General features: G+C 63.8%; 13 protein-coding genes. 11 read left to right on the forward strand and 2 right to left on the reverse strand.

Annotated elements, in window-relative coordinates:
• Window positions 1-93: 93 nt before the first annotated feature.
• Window positions 94-1293 carry a DNA polymerase IV gene (gene dinB / locus KF886_07135; GenBank protein MBX3177114.1) on the reverse strand — a complete coding sequence of 400 codons (1200 nt, stop codon included), beginning with the start codon at window positions 1291-1293 and terminating at the stop codon, window positions 94-96.
• A 556-nt stretch (window positions 1294-1849) separates the two neighbouring features.
• Between dinB and KF886_07140 the strand changes: the two genes are divergently transcribed.
• Together KF886_07140 and KF886_07145 are read left to right on the forward strand one after the other, a co-directional pair.
• The gene (locus tag KF886_07140; GenBank protein ID MBX3177115.1) at window positions 1850-3232 is read left to right on the forward strand and encodes an ammonium transporter; all 1383 of its coding nucleotides are present in this window, start codon (window positions 1850-1852) and stop codon (window positions 3230-3232) included.
• A 43-nt stretch (window positions 3233-3275) separates the two neighbouring features.
• The gene (locus KF886_07145; protein ID MBX3177116.1) at window positions 3276-3617 is read left to right on the forward strand and encodes a P-II family nitrogen regulator; all 342 of its coding nucleotides are present in this window, start codon (window positions 3276-3278) and stop codon (window positions 3615-3617) included.
• Window positions 3618-4288: 671 nt separating this feature from the next.
• On the opposite strand, the gene KF886_07150 is transcribed toward KF886_07145, so the two are convergent.
• On the reverse strand, window positions 4289-5122 hold the full coding sequence (locus KF886_07150) for an AraC family transcriptional regulator (protein MBX3177117.1): 834 nt from the start codon (window positions 5120-5122) through the stop codon (window positions 4289-4291).
• A 422-nt stretch (window positions 5123-5544) separates the two neighbouring features.
• On the opposite strand from KF886_07150, the gene KF886_07155 reads away from it, so the two are divergent.
• The 9 genes from KF886_07155 (at window position 5545) to KF886_07195 (ending at window position 14210) form a co-directional block, all read left to right on the forward strand.
• Window positions 5545-6552: a DUF1559 domain-containing protein gene (locus KF886_07155; protein MBX3177118.1), complete on the forward strand. Its 1008-nt coding sequence runs from the start codon at window positions 5545-5547 to the stop codon at window positions 6550-6552.
• Window positions 6553-7069: 517 nt separating this feature from the next.
• Window positions 7070-7543: an Rrf2 family transcriptional regulator gene (locus KF886_07160; GenBank protein ID MBX3177119.1), complete on the forward strand. Its 474-nt coding sequence runs from the start codon at window positions 7070-7072 to the stop codon at window positions 7541-7543.
• Window positions 7544-7585: 42 nt separating this feature from the next.
• On the forward strand, window positions 7586-9376 hold the full coding sequence (locus tag KF886_07165; GenBank protein MBX3177120.1) for an SLC13 family permease: 1791 nt from the start codon (window positions 7586-7588) through the stop codon (window positions 9374-9376).
• Window positions 9377-9506: 130 nt separating this feature from the next.
• Entirely contained in the window at window positions 9507-10013 is a 507-nt protein-coding gene (locus tag KF886_07170) for a DUF2062 domain-containing protein (GenBank protein ID MBX3177121.1), read from the forward strand.
• A gap of 77 nt (window positions 10014-10090) precedes the next feature.
• Window positions 10091-10339: a DUF2892 domain-containing protein gene (locus KF886_07175; protein ID MBX3177122.1), complete on the forward strand. Its 249-nt coding sequence runs from the start codon at window positions 10091-10093 to the stop codon at window positions 10337-10339.
• 171 nt (window positions 10340-10510) lie between these two features.
• On the forward strand, window positions 10511-11335 hold the full coding sequence (locus tag KF886_07180) for a hypothetical protein (protein MBX3177123.1): 825 nt from the start codon (window positions 10511-10513) through the stop codon (window positions 11333-11335).
• A gap of 21 nt (window positions 11336-11356) precedes the next feature.
• Window positions 11357-13165 carry an AAA family ATPase gene (locus tag KF886_07185; GenBank protein MBX3177124.1) on the forward strand — a complete coding sequence of 603 codons (1809 nt, stop codon included), beginning with the start codon at window positions 11357-11359 and terminating at the stop codon, window positions 13163-13165.
• A 638-nt stretch (window positions 13166-13803) separates the two neighbouring features.
• A complete protein-coding gene (locus KF886_07190; protein ID MBX3177125.1) occupies window positions 13804-14007 on the forward strand; it encodes a type II toxin-antitoxin system HicB family antitoxin in 204 nt (67 codons plus the stop codon).
• On the forward strand, window positions 14004-14210 hold the full coding sequence (locus KF886_07195) for a type II toxin-antitoxin system HicA family toxin (protein MBX3177126.1): 207 nt from the start codon (window positions 14004-14006) through the stop codon (window positions 14208-14210). Before KF886_07190 ends, KF886_07195 begins: the two co-directional genes overlap by 4 nt.
• Window positions 14211-14216: the final 6 nt, after the last annotated feature.

The following is a 14216-nucleotide window of genomic DNA, read 5'->3' on the forward strand; positions in this document are numbered from 1 at the left end:
GTATGCGTTACGTATCGTGTTAGCCGGAGGGCCCTCCGCCCGCGCCGGTCTGTTCGGCCCGGGCGGAGGCCTCCGTGTGATCGGCAATCTGTATCATGGCCTTCGGGGCCGAAGCGACTGGACGCCGGCGGAACCGAGCGAGCGCCCGGTGCACAGCGACTGAAAGCCATACCGGCTCCGCACCGCGTCGGCCTGTTCCAACACCCGCTCCCAGTTTCCCGCGCTCACCCCGCCAAACAGCGGTAGCTGGTGCTGGTTGTAATGCAGTAAATCCAGCCCCACCCCCACCAGGCGAATCCGGTCCCGCCGCGCCCGCGCCGCCGGCGCCAGCTCCCGCAACGCCGCCATCACGTGCTGATCGATAGCCGTGGGCTCGGGAAGCGTCCGCGCGAAGGTGCGCGTCTCGAAGCTGCTGTACCGCACTTTCAGGGTTACGCGGCGGGTTTCCAGCCCCTCCTCGCGAAGCGTGTACATGCAGCGCTCCGCCAGGTAGGCCAGGGTGCGCTCCACCGGCTCCCACCCCGACACATCCTCCGGAAATGTGGTCTCACGGCTGATGGATTTCGGGGCGCGGTCCACCTCCACCTCCGAAACGGAGTGGCCGCGCGCCCGGCGTTGCAGGTTGATGGCGGTCTGGATGCCGAAGGCGCGCTCCAGAACCGCCGTATCCCAGGCGGCCAGCTCCCCCAGCGTGCGTATGCCCAGGCGGGATAACACCTCGCAGGTGCGCGGACCCGCGCCCGGCAACTTCCGCACGGCCAGCGGAGCCAGAAACGCGGCCTCCCCGCCCGCCTCGACGCGGATATAGCCGTCGGGCTTGCCCTCGTCGGACGCAATCTTGGACACCAGCTTGTTCGGTGATATGGCGACCGTGCACGGGAGCCCGGTGCGCTCGCGAATCCGGGTCTTGATGAAGTGCGCCACGGCGTCATCGCCCCCAAACAGCCGGAGAGAACCGGTAACGTCAAGGTAGGCTTCGTCGATGGAGGCCATCTGGACGCGCGGCGTGACTTCCTCCAACACGGCGCGCACCTGTCCCGAGACGGCGCGGTACAAGGCGTGGTTCCCCCGCATGAACACGCCCTGGGGGCAGCGCTTCCGGGCTTCCGAAAGGGACATCGCGGAGCGGACGCCGAACTGGCGGGCTTCGTAGGAGGCGGTCGACACCACGCCCCGCCGGTCCTCCCAGGCGCCGCCGATGATGAGGGGGCGTCCCGCCAGGGACGGGTCGCGCACAACTTCGACGGCGGCGAAGAAGGCGTCCATGTCGATATGGAGTATACGTCGTGTCATCTCAGTCGATTTCATCCAGGAAACACTGAACACATAATCACTGAAAATAAGTACAGTGAAATTGTAGCGCAATTTGCGGAGCGTGTCAACCCCCCTGTTTTGCGCCCCGTAGCGGCCCCGTACCGCCGCGGGTCCAACTTGGCGCTGGCTTGGATACCGGTTTGTAGGAGCGGCGCTCGATCCTACCGATTCGTAGGATGGCGGGCGGGGACGCGCAATCACTATTCACACCTTTTCGGGCGGCGCCGACGCCTTTCGGTGAAAAATCCCCCCGAATTTCGGCCCCGCGCCAGGCCGCATCGGGTGCGCGGACGAAGATGCCCGCGAATGGCATAAAGCTTGCGCTTGGAGCCGTGTGCCGGGCGGCGGCGGACTTTCCGGAGGCGGTTTTCGGGTTCGCGATGAATAACATTAGACCCCGAACTCGTTAAGCCGATAAATACTTTACAATTAAAACTGGCACACCGATTGCTAAATCCAGGCGCCGGCGCGTGGCCGGCGGAAACTAAGCCTTTCCAGCTTGGTCCTGGACGGAATGAAAGGAGTACAAATGGGCATGGGTAAATTGAAGCACCTGTTGTTGTTTGCCGCGCTGGCGGTGGCCGTGTTCGGCCCGATGCCGGCGCTGATGGCGCAGGAAGAAGCGGTGGCGGTCGCCGAGGAGATTGCCGGCCCCACGGCCGAGGATGTTCAGACGAACCTGAACATCATCTGGACCTGCGTGGCGGCGTTCCTGGTGTTCTTCATGCAGGCCGGGTTCGCGATGGTGGAGACCGGCTTCACGCGGGCCAAGAACGTGGTCAATATCATCATGAAGAACATGATGGACTTCTCCATCGGGTCGCTCGCGTTCTTCATGATAGGTTTCGGGATCATGTTCGGCGCGAACCCGTCCGGGTGGTTTGGCACGTCGGACTTCTTCCTGGGCGGCGTGGAGTACGGCGACGGCCACGACGCGCAGTGGCCGTTTACCTTCCTGATCTTTCAGACCGTGTTCGCGGCGACGGCGGCGACGATTGTTTCCGGCGCGATGGCGGAGCGGACGAAGTTCAAGAGCTACCTGGTGTACAGCGTGCTGATCACCGCGTTCGTGTACCCGGTTTTCGGGAGCTGGGCGTGGAACAGCCTGTATGCATCGGACAGCGCCGGCTGGCTGGAAGGGCTGGGCTTCCTGGACTTCGCCGGTTCGACGGTGGTGCACTCGGTGGGCGGCTGGCTGGCGCTTGCGGGCGCGATTGTGCTTGGCCCCCGCATCGGCAAGTATGGCCCCGACGGCAAGGCGCGTGCGATCCCGGGGCACAACATGGCGCTGGGCGCGCTGGGCGTGTTCATCCTGTGGCTCGGCTGGTTCGGGTTTAATCCGGGCAGCACGACGACGGGCGACGGCATGGTGGGTTACATCGCGGTAACCACGAACCTGGCGGCGGCGGCGGGCGCGGTGGGCGCCATGGTCACCGCGTGGATTGTGCTGAAGAAGCCGGAAGGTTCGATGACGCTCAACGGCGCGCTGGCCGGTCTGGTTTCGATAACCGCGCCGTGCGACGGGGTCAGCCCGCTGGCCTCGGTGGCGATTGGCTTCATCGGCGGCGTGATCGTGGTGTTGAGCATCCTGCTGCTGGACAAAAAGCTCAAGATAGACGATCCGGTGGGCTGCATCAGCGTGCACGGCGTCTGCGGCGCCTGGGGCACCCTGGCGGCGGGGCTCTGGAATCTGGAGTCGGGCCTGTTTTACGGCCACGGCGCGGCGCAGCTCGGCGTGCAGGCGATCGGCGTCGTGGCGGGGTTTGTGTGGGCCTTCGGCGCGGGCCTCGTGCTCTTCCTGGCGATCAAGTACACGGTCGGCATCCGGGTGAGCGAGGAAGAGGAGCTGGCGGGCCTGGACGTGGGCGAGCACGGCATGGAGGCCTACTCCGGCTTCCAGATTTTCAGCAACCAGTAAGCCGCCGCGCTCCCATCACGTAACCAGACAAGGAAATCGAACGATGAAACTGATTACCGCGTATATACAGCCCGAGAAGCTCAACAACGTCAAACAGGCGCTTTACGAGTCCGGTATCACGAAGATGTCCGTCACCAATTCGCTCGGGTGCGGCCAGCAGGGCGGCTACCACGAGTCGTACCGCGGCGTGGATATCGAAGTGAACCTGTTGAAGAAGATCCGCCTGGAAATCGCGGTCAACGAGGACTTCGTGAAGCCCACGATCGACGCGATCATCAAGGGGGCCAAGTCGGGCAAGATTGGTGATGGAAAGATCTTCATCACCCCGCTCGACGAATGTGTCCGAATCCGAACCGGCGAGACGGGCATGGCGGCCATCGGCTAGCGCCCTCCACAACGGCTCTCCAAGGGAGCGTCCCCCAGGCGCTCCCCCCATTGCCCAGGGGCGGTCTCCTTACGGAGGCCGCCCCGCGGGCATATCGGGCGGGCGGTGTCCTTCCCCACCGCCCGCCGCGTTTTTTTGTAACACGTTAGCGGTCTGAAGTGCGGAGCAGTTTGTGTTTTTACTAATTGAGCCAGTGTGCATGGCGGGCCGCCGGCGCGATCTGCCGGCGGGCCGCCGGCGCTCCATAGGTGTTATTGCGCCGGTGGCGCAATCTGCCGGCGGGCCGCCGGCGCTCCTTAGGTGTATTGCGCCGGTGACGCAATCTGCCGACGGGCCGCCGGCGCTCCATAGCTTTATTGCGCCGGTGGCGCAATCTGCCGGCGCGCCGGCGGCGCTCCATAGCTTTATTGCGCCGGTGGCGCAATCTGCCGGCGGGCCGGCGGCGCTCCATAGGTGTATTGCGCCGGTGGCGCAATCTGCCGGCGCGCCGGCGGCGCTCCATAGGTGTATTGCGCCGGTGGCGCAATCTGCCGGCGGGCCGCCGGCGCTCCATAGCTTTATTGCGCCGGTGGCGCAATCTGCCGGCGGGCCGCCGGCGCTCCATAGTCCTTATTCCGCAAGTCGCTCTGGATTGGCCACGCTACGTCGTTCGGCTGAAGTGATACGTTTTTTTATCGGCGATTTCGGAACTGGCCGGGCGTGACGCCGGAGAACTTCTTGAAGGCCATGGCGAAAGCGAACTGGTTGCTGTAGCCCACGAGGTCGGCGATGACGCCGATGGGCACATCGTGCATGATCAGGAGTTCCTGGGCGCGCTCCATCCGGAGCCGGGTGACCATTTTCATGGGCGATGTGTTCTGGGTTTCCCGCACGAGCCGGTGGAAGTGCGATGTTGAGAGCCCCATTTCGTGGGCCAGGCTCTCGACGGTCCAGGGCCGCTTCAGATCTTTGCTGACCTTGTCCCAGGTGTGGTTGAGCAGGTTCTGCAGGTCCGTGTCCGCCTCTTCGTCGTGCGCGCCCAGCTCGCGGTGGATGTACAGGGCGATCAGCTCGATGTAGAGCGCCGCCGCCTTTTGCGCGGTGGGGCCGCGGCCGCGCGATTCGCGCAGGAAATCCACGGTAAGGCGTTCAAGCGGCGGCGTCATCACGGTCTTTCGAACCGTCACGGGCCGGGCATGAAGATGCCGCCAGCGTTCCGTGTCGGGCAGGTGAAACCAGATGAAGCGCCAGCGATCGGTCCGGGGTTGGTATCCGAACGGCGCGCCCGCCTGCACGATCAGGAGTTGTTCGCGGGCAATCTCCCACTCACGGCTCGCGTTGTACACCTCGCCCTCCCCCTCAAGGGAATAGAGCAGCAGATGGAATCGCGGCGAACGGCGCTCCAGATGGTAGCCCGTGAAGGCTTCGGTTATGCCCGCTTCGGCGATGTCGGCCGCCCCTTCTCCGCTGGCCGACTTCGCGCGCCACGGAAAGAAGTGCTCCTGGCAGCGGGGCGACCACTGCATGATATCACCGATGGCGCGGGGTCTGGGCGGTGGAGTCACGGCTGTTGCTCCCGGTTTCTAAGGGTGTGTCCCAGGGGATAAAACGTCATGGTTTCTTGCATTCCTGCCGAAATTGGAACAGTCGGGTCGCCGGGGCGCTCGCCATCTGCAACGTTCTGGCATTTATTGATTTGCGCCTCGATTGGCCATCCAGAACGGGGTGTCAGTGGCCGGTCTCGATGGTAGTTTTACAAATATACAAAGTAGCTCTGCCAATTGCAAGGATCCGTAGTGGAGCGTAGATTAAGGAAGTATTATGAATGCGTGTCCGGGCTGTTTCGAATTGGTCACGGAATTCCGGATACGCAATAATTGGAGACGCGTTGGAAACGCAGTGGCGGCGCGCCTCGAACCGGAATACGTAAGGGAAAGGAAAGAGAGTCATGAGGAGAAAAGGTTTTACGCTTATTGAATTGCTGGTGGTCATCGCCATCATCGGCATTCTGGCGGCCATCCTGTTGCCGGCCCTGGCGCGCGCGCGCGAGGCCGCACGGCGGGCCAGTTGCCAGAACAACCTCAAGCAGTGGGGCCTGGTGCTCAAGATGTACGCCAACGAGTCCCAGGGGGAAAAGTGGCCGGATATCGACTACTGGAGCATCAAGGATGCGAGCTTCATTGCGAGCCTCGCGCCGAACTTCACCGTGTGGCCGATGGGCCAGGGCCCGCGCGGGATCGCGATTTATCCGGATTACCTGACGGATCTGAACATCAATAAGTGCCCGAGCTCCGGGAATCGCACGGGCTGGGCCGGCTGGACCCTCCCCTATCCCGAGGGCGAATCGGCGGAACACTGCCACGAGGAGAACAGCTGGTTTCTCACGGTGGTGGACGACGCCACGGGCGAAGTCGGCACTGTCGACTGGGGTAACCCCAACAGCCCCTGCAACAACGGCCGCTACTTCGTGAACAACTACCCCGGCTACATGTACCTGTCCAAACTCTTCCGGCCCGAATGGTTCAACGACGCGAACAACTGCCTGTACATTCACGACGTGCTTGACGACGATGTGCCGACGGTCACCCGAATCGGCAGCTGGATCGACAAGGACGCGCGGCTGACACTGCCGACGCCGCTGGCGGACGGCACAACCAGCGTGACCGCGCTGCACCTCCGCGAAGGTGTTGAGCGCTTCATGATCACGGATATCAACAACCCCGGCGCCTCCGCCAAGGCCCAGAGCGAGGTTCCGGTCATGCTTGACCGCGCCGCGTCCAACAACAACGGGCGAATCAGCAGCGCCTCCTTCACGCACGTGCCGGGCGGCGCCAACATCCTGTACATGGACGGGCATGCCCGCTTTGTAAGATACCCGGCCACGCAGGCCAACGAATTCCCCCTCTCGGAGAATTTTGTTCGCTACGTAAGCGTGAACGTGGGCACGGCTGGCTGATACGCGGCAGGATCGCATTGCTTCCCGTATGGCGCGGGAGACCCTGGTTGGCAGGGTCTCCCGCGCGTTTTTTTTTGGGGTGAAGTTCTGATAGTGCCGCGTCCGGACTGTGGGGTAGCATTTTAGCGGTCTGACGTGCGAAACAGTATGTGTTATTACGAGTGGAGTTGGTGGGCATGGAGCGCCGGCAGGGCGCCCGCGCTCCATGGTTGAATCAGCCGGCGGGCCGCCGGCGCTCTCATTGGTCCGCGCTTCCTTTGTGATGCCGGGCTCGTTGGGAGATGCCGGCTCCCATTGCCGCGGACACGAATGTCCGCGATCCTTTGATTCACGCTCTCTTGTCCGAGACATGCTTTCACGCCGGGGGGCTTCATTCCGCCAATGTGTTACTTCCTGTTTATTGTTGGAACTGCTCCCCTTCTTTATGGGCGGTGTTGGGGCGCGGGGGCCCGGCCGACGATCCGGGGCTTGACAACGGGGGAGATAATCCCTATAATTCCGCTAGGAATTTATTATTATGTTTTCATCGCGCGCACGATACGGTTTGAAGGCCATGGCGGTGCTGGCGGCCCGGCACGCCGCCGACACCCTCGTGTCCGCGGACGAGATCGTGGCGACCGAGCACATTCCCGCCAAGTACCTGGAGAGCATTCTGACGGCGCTTCGCAAGCGGGGCCTGCTGGTCAGCCGCCGGGGCCCGGCCGGCGGCTACCGCCTGGCGCGCCCGCCCGAGGAGATATCGCTTGCGGACGTGGTTCGGACGCTGGATGGGGCCTTCGCCCCCACCACCTGCGCCCGCACCCGGAATCCGGTGTGCTGCGAGGGCTGCGACGACATGGCGTCGTGCTATATCCGGCCCTTCATGCGCCGGGTGCGCGACGAGATGGCCAAGGTGCTCGAAGGGCAGACGGTGGCGGATTTGTGCGCGTCGTATTGTTTGCCCGGCGACGAGTCCGATGCGGCGAAGGCGCGGCGCCGCCGGCCAAACTGAAGACCGAAACTGAACTGAGCAGGCAATGTGGAGAACGCGGGAATGACATGGGAAGCGCTGTTAACGATCGGCGTGGTGGCCGGCGTGCTGGTCTCGTTGATACGCAATGTGGCTTCGCCGGCGTTCATACTGTTGGCGGCCATCGGCGTAATCATGACCGCGCAGGCCTTGAGCGGGACGGATCGGCTGCCGGGGGCCGACGCGGCGGTGGCCGGCTTCGGGAACTCGGGCCTTATTACGGTGGGGCTGCTCTTCGTCGTGGTGGCGGGGCTCGTGCATACGGGCGCCCTGGACCGGTTTGCGAGCCCGCTGCTTGGGCAGCCGCGGACGGTTCGTGGGGCGCAGGCGCGATTGCTCCCGCTGGCATGCGGGCTGAGCGGCTTTTTGAATAATACGCCGCTGGTGGCGATGTTCATCCCCGTGGTGAAGGATTTGAGCAAGCGCACGCGCATTCCCGCCTCGAAACTGTTGCTTCCGCTTTCCTACGCGACGATATTCGGCGGGACCTGCACGATCATCGGCACCAGCACGAACCTGGTGGTTAATGGATTGGTCTCGAAGACGCCCGGGCTGACGCCGCTGGGCTTCTTCGAGATTGCGTGGGTCGGCTTGCCGGTCGCGGTCGTGGGCCTGTTGTACGTGCTCCTCGTCTCCGACCGGCTCCTGCCCGGGCGGGATGCCGCGATCGATCTCGGCGAGGACCCTCGCCGCTACACTGCGGAAGTGCGGGTGGCGCCGGGCGGGCCGATGGTCGGCAAGTCCATCGAAAAGGCGGGCCTGCGCCACCTGCCCGGGCTGTTCCTGGCGGAAATTGAGCGCGGCGGCCGGATCCTCCCGGCCGTGGCGCCCAACGAAGTGCTCCAGGCGGACGATGGGCTCGTATTTGTCGGCGTCGTGGATTCGGTCACGGATCTGCACCGCATGCCGGGCATCGTGCCCGCGACGAACCAGGTATTCAAATTGAAGGCGCCCCGCGAGCAGCGCTGCCTGGTGGAAGCGGTCGTTTCGCCCGCGTGCCCCCTGGTGGGCCGCAGTATCCGCGAGGGGCGCTTCCGCGACCGGTATGAGGCGGCGGTGCTGGCGGTGGGGCGCGGCGGCGACCGGCTGACCGGCAAACTGGGCGATATTGTGCTCCAGGCGGGCGACACGCTCCTGCTGGAGAGCCACGCCTCCTTTCCGGAGCGCTATGGAAACTCGCGGCACTTTTACCTCGTAAGCAGCATCGACAATTCGGCCCCACGCCGGCACGAACGGGCGTGGGTCGCGATCATCATCCTGGTTGCGATGATCGCGGCGGCGGCCAGCGGCGTGCTGACCATGCTCAACGCGGCGCTGCTGGCCGGCGGGCTCATGATGCTGGCGGGCTGCTGCACGGGCTCGGAAGCGCAGCGCGGCATCGAGTGGCCCGTCCTGATTGTCATCGGCGCGGCCCTGGGCCTGGGCGACGCGCTCGACCGGAGCGGCGCCGCGAGTTTTATTGCCGAAGGCCTCATCGGGCTGGCGGGCGGCAATCCCTGGCTGGTATTGCTTATCGTCGTGATCGTAACCTCGTTCTTCACGGAACTGATCACCAACAACGCGGCGGCGGTGCTGGTCTTTCCGATATCGCTGTCCGCAGTGGAGGCGATGAACGTCAATCCCACGCCGTTTATCGTGGCGATTATGGTGGCCGCATCGGCCAGTTTCGCCACGCCCTTCGGCTACCAGACCAATCTCATGGTATACGGCCCGGGCGGCTACCGGTTTGCGGACTACCTGCGCATCGGCATCCCCCTCAATGTGCTGATGATGATTCTGGTCACCTTGCTGGCGCCGCTGGTCTGGGGATTTTGAGTTCCGCCGCCGGCTGGCGCCGCAGGGAAACCCGCGGGCCGCGCGGTGCGTCCAACATTGCGTTCCGCGACACCAACCGTCATTATGGCACGGGCAATTCGGCAGCAAATGGCGACGCCAGGACCCCGATATGATTGAAAAGATCCTGAAAGAGCAGAAACGAATGAAGAAGAGACTGCGGGAGACCTATGTGTACCGCGTCTTCGGCGAAAAGCTCTTTCACAGCCGGCTCTGGGTGCATGATCAGCGCGCGATCGCGGGCGGGCTCGCGCTGGGGATGTTTATCGCTTTCACACCCACCATCCCCCTCCAAATGCTCCTTGCGGCGTGCGGCGCGCTCTACTTTCGCCTGAACCTCCCCATCGCGCTGGCCGCATGCTGGGTCACGAACCCGGTAACCATGGCGCCAATCTACATGACCGCATGGAAGGTCGGGCGCTATATCCTTGAGGAAGTGGCCTTTGTGGAGGATACCTTCGATCTTTTTTCGCAGCGCACGCGTATTGGCAGCATTATACGCCACAGCGCGTACCTGTGGACCGGTTCCCTGATCCTGGCCACCTGTGTCGCCACGCTCTCCTATATCGTCGCCCGGCTGGCCTGGGGTCTGGGAGAGCGGATCTTCGCGCGGCGCTGAGCGATCGGATCGATCGCCGCTTGACGCCGCCGTGCGCGCGTATTAAGATTGCCGAAGGGGGCGCGGAGGTCCATGCCATGTACTGGGCGCAAACGGATTCCTGGTATCTCGAACGGATTATCTGGCTGGTGGCGGGCAGCTTCACGCTGGCCGGCACGCTGCTGGCCTGGCTGGTCAGCCCGTGGTGGCTCCTGCTTACCGGGCTGGTCGGGGTGAACCTGCTGATATTCGCCTTTACCGGCTTCTGCATCATGGCGAATATCCTTACGGCGCTCGGGGCCCGATCCCGCGTGCCCGGCGCGCCGTCACCGTTGGGTGAAGAATAGCGCGCGCCCGGGACCCGCGCGGCCCGGCGTTCATTCCAACGAATAGTTTTCGGGCTCGGGCGGTATATCCTCCATCCGGCGCGCTATGCTTTTACGGCGGCCCGTGCTACACTACCCCGAACGAGGAACGGGCCACCCCCGATGGCGGCCCTTGCAGGAGGAATGACGCGCATGTTTGGAGCAATTGGACGCTGGTTTCGCGCGGTGGGCTATTTTTTGTCGGGCAATATCGACGCGTCGCGGCGTAATCTGGACACCAACCCCCATGTGATGCAGGCCCGCTACGACGACGTGGTGCGCGACAAGACCGCGCGCTTCCACCAGTACAAGCAGGCGGTCGCGGGCCTGATCGCGCAGCAGGAGGGCAAGATCCAGACCGCCAAGACGCTGACCGAAGAAATCCGCCGCCTCGATCAGCTTAAGGCGGGGGCCCTGGCGAAGGCGCGCAAAAAAGTGGAGGAGCTGAAGGCCCAGGGCGTCGCGCAGGAACAAATCAAGCTCAACGACGAGTATATGAAATGCCTCGCGGCCTACAACGACTTTACGTCCACGCTCGACGAGAAGAACAGGCACGTCGAGGATCTCGAAAAGGATATCGACGACTACGGCGCGCGCATCAAGGAGCACAAGCTCCAGATGCAGGGGCTCATGCGCGAAATCGAGAAGATTAAATCCGAATCGAAGGACGCCGTGGCCGATGTGATTTCCGCGCGCGAGGAAAAGGAGATCGCGGACGCCCTGGCCGGCCTCTCGCAGGATGGCAGCGACGCCGACCTTCAGGAACTGCGCAAGCTCCGCACCGAGGTCAAGGCGGAGGCCCGCATCTCCAAGGAACTGAGCGGAACCAACACGCGCGTGCTGGAGGAAGAGTTCCTGGCCTACGCGATGCAGTCGGAAAAGAGCGACGAGTTCGACGCCCTCATCGGGCTTGCGGGCGAGGCGGAACAGGCCGCCAGCGCGCCGGAGAAGGACGAGGCCGAGCGCCTGCCGGAATAAGGACCGCGAGGGGAGCTGACCATGGACTCACCCGCCTACGGGTTCCTCCGCGAGGCCGGCCGGATAATCAATGCCGGCCAGTCGCGTTCCATCGCCCTGACGGGCAACATCTACGACCTCTTTTGCCTTTCCGGCGACAGCCGCGGCGCCTATGTCCCCCTGATCGATTTCCTGATTGGCCACTGGTCCATCCCAAGCCACATCCTCCTCGTGTATGAGGTGAATGGGCCAATCCGCTTCGTCCGCGAGGGCGATCAGGCCCGGCTCCGGGACGCCTGGCTTCAGTGGCGCACGGGGAAAACCGCCGACGACCTGGCGATCCAGCGCATGCTCGACCGGAGCCCCCCGATGGCGGCGGGCGAACGGGACTTCGATGTCCAGCTCCAGCAGGCGATCGGCCAGCCGTCCGTCGCGCTGGAACTGCTTCGCCAGCTTTGCCTCTGCTCGCGCAGCGAACTGAACGGCCAGCCGCTGCTCCGGCAGAACCTCATTGTGCTTATTGAAGGCGCGGACCTCATCCTGCCGGAAGGCGAAATCGCGCACCTCTCCGATCGCGATCGGCACCGCCTCAATATCTGCTATGACTGGTTCTCCGACCCCGGCTTCGTCAATGGCGGGGACGCCGCCGTGTTGATCGCCGAATCCCGCAGCCTCCTCAACCAGCGCATAGCGCGCCTCCCGCACCTCCTGGAGGTCACTGTTCCCGCTCCGGATGAGGCCTGCCGGCTGCATTTTATCAATTGGTTTCGGAGCCAGCCCGCCACCGGCGGGCCCCTCGATCTCTGGAGTAGCCCCGAGGACCTGGCGACGGCTTCCGCCGGCCTCTCCACCCAGGCGCTGATGCAGCTCCTCAAGGGCGCCGCGCACCAGGCGGCCCCGCTCACCCGCGACGCCGTTATCGAGAAAGTCGGCGCCTACATCGAGATGCAGCTCGGCGAGGACATGGTGGAATTCAAGCGCCCGAGCCACACCCTGGACGACGTGGTGGGCTTTCGCAACCTCAAACGCTTCCTGCGCGACGAGCTCATGCCGCGCATCGCCGCCGGCGGGGACGACGCCCTGCCCGGCGCGGCGGTGGGCGGCGCCATCGGCAGCGGAAAGACCTTCATCTTCGAGGCCGTCGCGGCGGAACTCGACATGGTCGTCCTCGTGTTGAAGAACATCCGCAGCCAGTGGTACGGCCAGACCGATGTGCTCTTCGAACGCCTCCGGCGCGTGCTGGAGGCGCTCTCGAAGGTCCTGATCTTCGTGGACGAGGCCGACACCCAGTTCGGCGGCGTGGGGCCCGAGGAACATTCCACCGAGCGCCGCCTCACGGGCAAGATCCAGGCCATGATGTCCGACACGCGCCTGCGCGGCCGCGTTACCTGGCTCCTCATGACCGCGCGCATTCATCTGCTCTCCCCCGACATCCGCCGGCCCGGGCGCGTCGGCGATCTGATCATCCCCGTCCTCGACCCCGACGGCGCGGACCGCGACGACTTCATCCGCTGGATGGTCCGGCCCGTCCTCGGGGAGGATTTGGATGAGAAGACCCTGGGCGCCTTGAAACTGGTCACCGCCGACTATTCCGCAGCCAGTTTCGCGGCGATCCGCGCGGAATTGAAGGCCCGCCACCGCCTCGGACCGCCCCTCACCCTTGACGGGGTGCTCGATGCCATCCACGACCAGCTCGCCCCGCCCATCGAGGAGACCCGCCGCTACCAGACCCTCCAGGCCCTCGTGAATTGCACCCGCCGCAGCCTGCTGCCGGATCCCGATGCCACCGCGGAAGATCGCGAGGCCTGGACGCGCGAGATCGCCGCACTCGAAGCGCGGGGGATACGGTAGGGAATTAATCGATATAATGAGGCGGTGGCCCCGCGTGGCTCGACAAATCAGGATCATCCGGTTTGAAGGTACATCGGCAACGATGACGACAGATATGAGTCGATTGCCCGGTTCTCATTTCCGGGCGGCGATCCTATGAGCGAATAGTAAGGTTCCCTGGAGCTTGTCTGTAGCGCAGACGGTATACTCGGCAGCAGAACTGGATGCCAACGCATTCTTTCGGCCCGAAGGGCCAACGCAGTTTTCAGCCCCGGGCAACGCCCGGGGTTTGAGCGGCGGGTTTGTTGTACGCCCTGAAAGGGCAGCACAGTTGAACTTCAGAAACGCTGGACTGGATCACCACTGCGCTGCCCTTTCAGGGCGGGGAAGGTGGTGTCCCCGTGCTCCCTGGGCGTTGCCCAGGGCTGGGAGCTGCACTGGCCCTTCGGGCCGAAAGACCAGTCGATACGATTTCACCAACTGAGGCTCCAACCGGCATACATTGGCGGTTCCGGAAAATTCGGGCACGAAGAAACGCCTGTGAATAATCCCGTACGCTCAAACTGGATGCGCCATAGATTGTCGGTAGCGACGTCGCGTTGCACGCGCCATAGAGGCCGCCGGAAAATCCATTGGCAGCGGAATATAAGGAAGCCGAAATGAAACTGAAAGTTATCGTTCACGAAGCGGAGGAAGGCGGATTCTGGGCCGAAGTGCCCGCCATCCCCGGTTGCGCGACCCAGGGCGACACCCTGGACGAACTGATGGAAAACCTTCACGAGGCGATCGAAGGGTGTCTGTCCGTGGACCTTCAGGACATCGAAATGGCCACCACGGATAGAGTACTGGAGCTTACCGTTTGAAGCCCGTAAGCGGAAGGCAAGTGTGCCGGCTGCTGGAAGAGAGGGGATGGGTGCTCAAGCGAATCAACGGAAGTCACCATGTCTATGCGAAAGCAGGTGAGGTGGCCCGTATTTCCGTTCCGGTGCATGGCGGGAAGGCGCTGAAGTTGGGGCTGCAACGGCACATCATGAGAGTTGCCGCGATCGGCGAAGGCGATCTGTAGCGGCGC

The sequence above is a fragment of the Candidatus Hydrogenedentota bacterium genome (genome assembly GCA_019637335.1).
Taxonomy (GTDB): Bacteria; Hydrogenedentota; Hydrogenedentia; order Hydrogenedentales; family JAEUWI01; genus JAEUWI01.

Bases quoted from the DNA above. Each gene is read 5' to 3' on its own strand.
- KF886_07170 (MBX3177121.1), top strand. From the start codon at position 9,507: ATGATTGAAAAGATCCTGAAAGAGCAGAAACGAATGAAGAAGAGACTG.
- KF886_07150 (MBX3177117.1), bottom strand. From the start codon at position 5,122: ATGCAGTGGTCGCCCCGCTGCCAGGAGCACTTCTTTCCGTGGCGCGCG.
- KF886_07155 (MBX3177118.1), top strand. From the start codon at position 5,545: ATGAGGAGAAAAGGTTTTACGCTTATTGAATTGCTGGTGGTCATCGCC.
- KF886_07175 (MBX3177122.1), top strand. From the start codon at position 10,091: ATGTACTGGGCGCAAACGGATTCCTGGTATCTCGAACGGATTATCTGG.
- KF886_07180 (MBX3177123.1), top strand. From the start codon at position 10,511: ATGTTTGGAGCAATTGGACGCTGGTTTCGCGCGGTGGGCTATTTTTTG.
- KF886_07145 (MBX3177116.1), top strand. From the start codon at position 3,276: ATGAAACTGATTACCGCGTATATACAGCCCGAGAAGCTCAACAACGTC.
- KF886_07160 (MBX3177119.1), top strand. From the start codon at position 7,070: ATGTTTTCATCGCGCGCACGATACGGTTTGAAGGCCATGGCGGTGCTG.
- dinB (MBX3177114.1), bottom strand. From the start codon at position 1,293: ATGACACGACGTATACTCCATATCGACATGGACGCCTTCTTCGCCGCC.
- KF886_07140 (MBX3177115.1), top strand. From the start codon at position 1,850: ATGGGTAAATTGAAGCACCTGTTGTTGTTTGCCGCGCTGGCGGTGGCC.
- KF886_07190 (MBX3177125.1), top strand. From the start codon at position 13,804: ATGAAACTGAAAGTTATCGTTCACGAAGCGGAGGAAGGCGGATTCTGG.
- KF886_07185 (MBX3177124.1), top strand. From the start codon at position 11,357: ATGGACTCACCCGCCTACGGGTTCCTCCGCGAGGCCGGCCGGATAATC.
- KF886_07165 (MBX3177120.1), top strand. From the start codon at position 7,586: ATGACATGGGAAGCGCTGTTAACGATCGGCGTGGTGGCCGGCGTGCTG.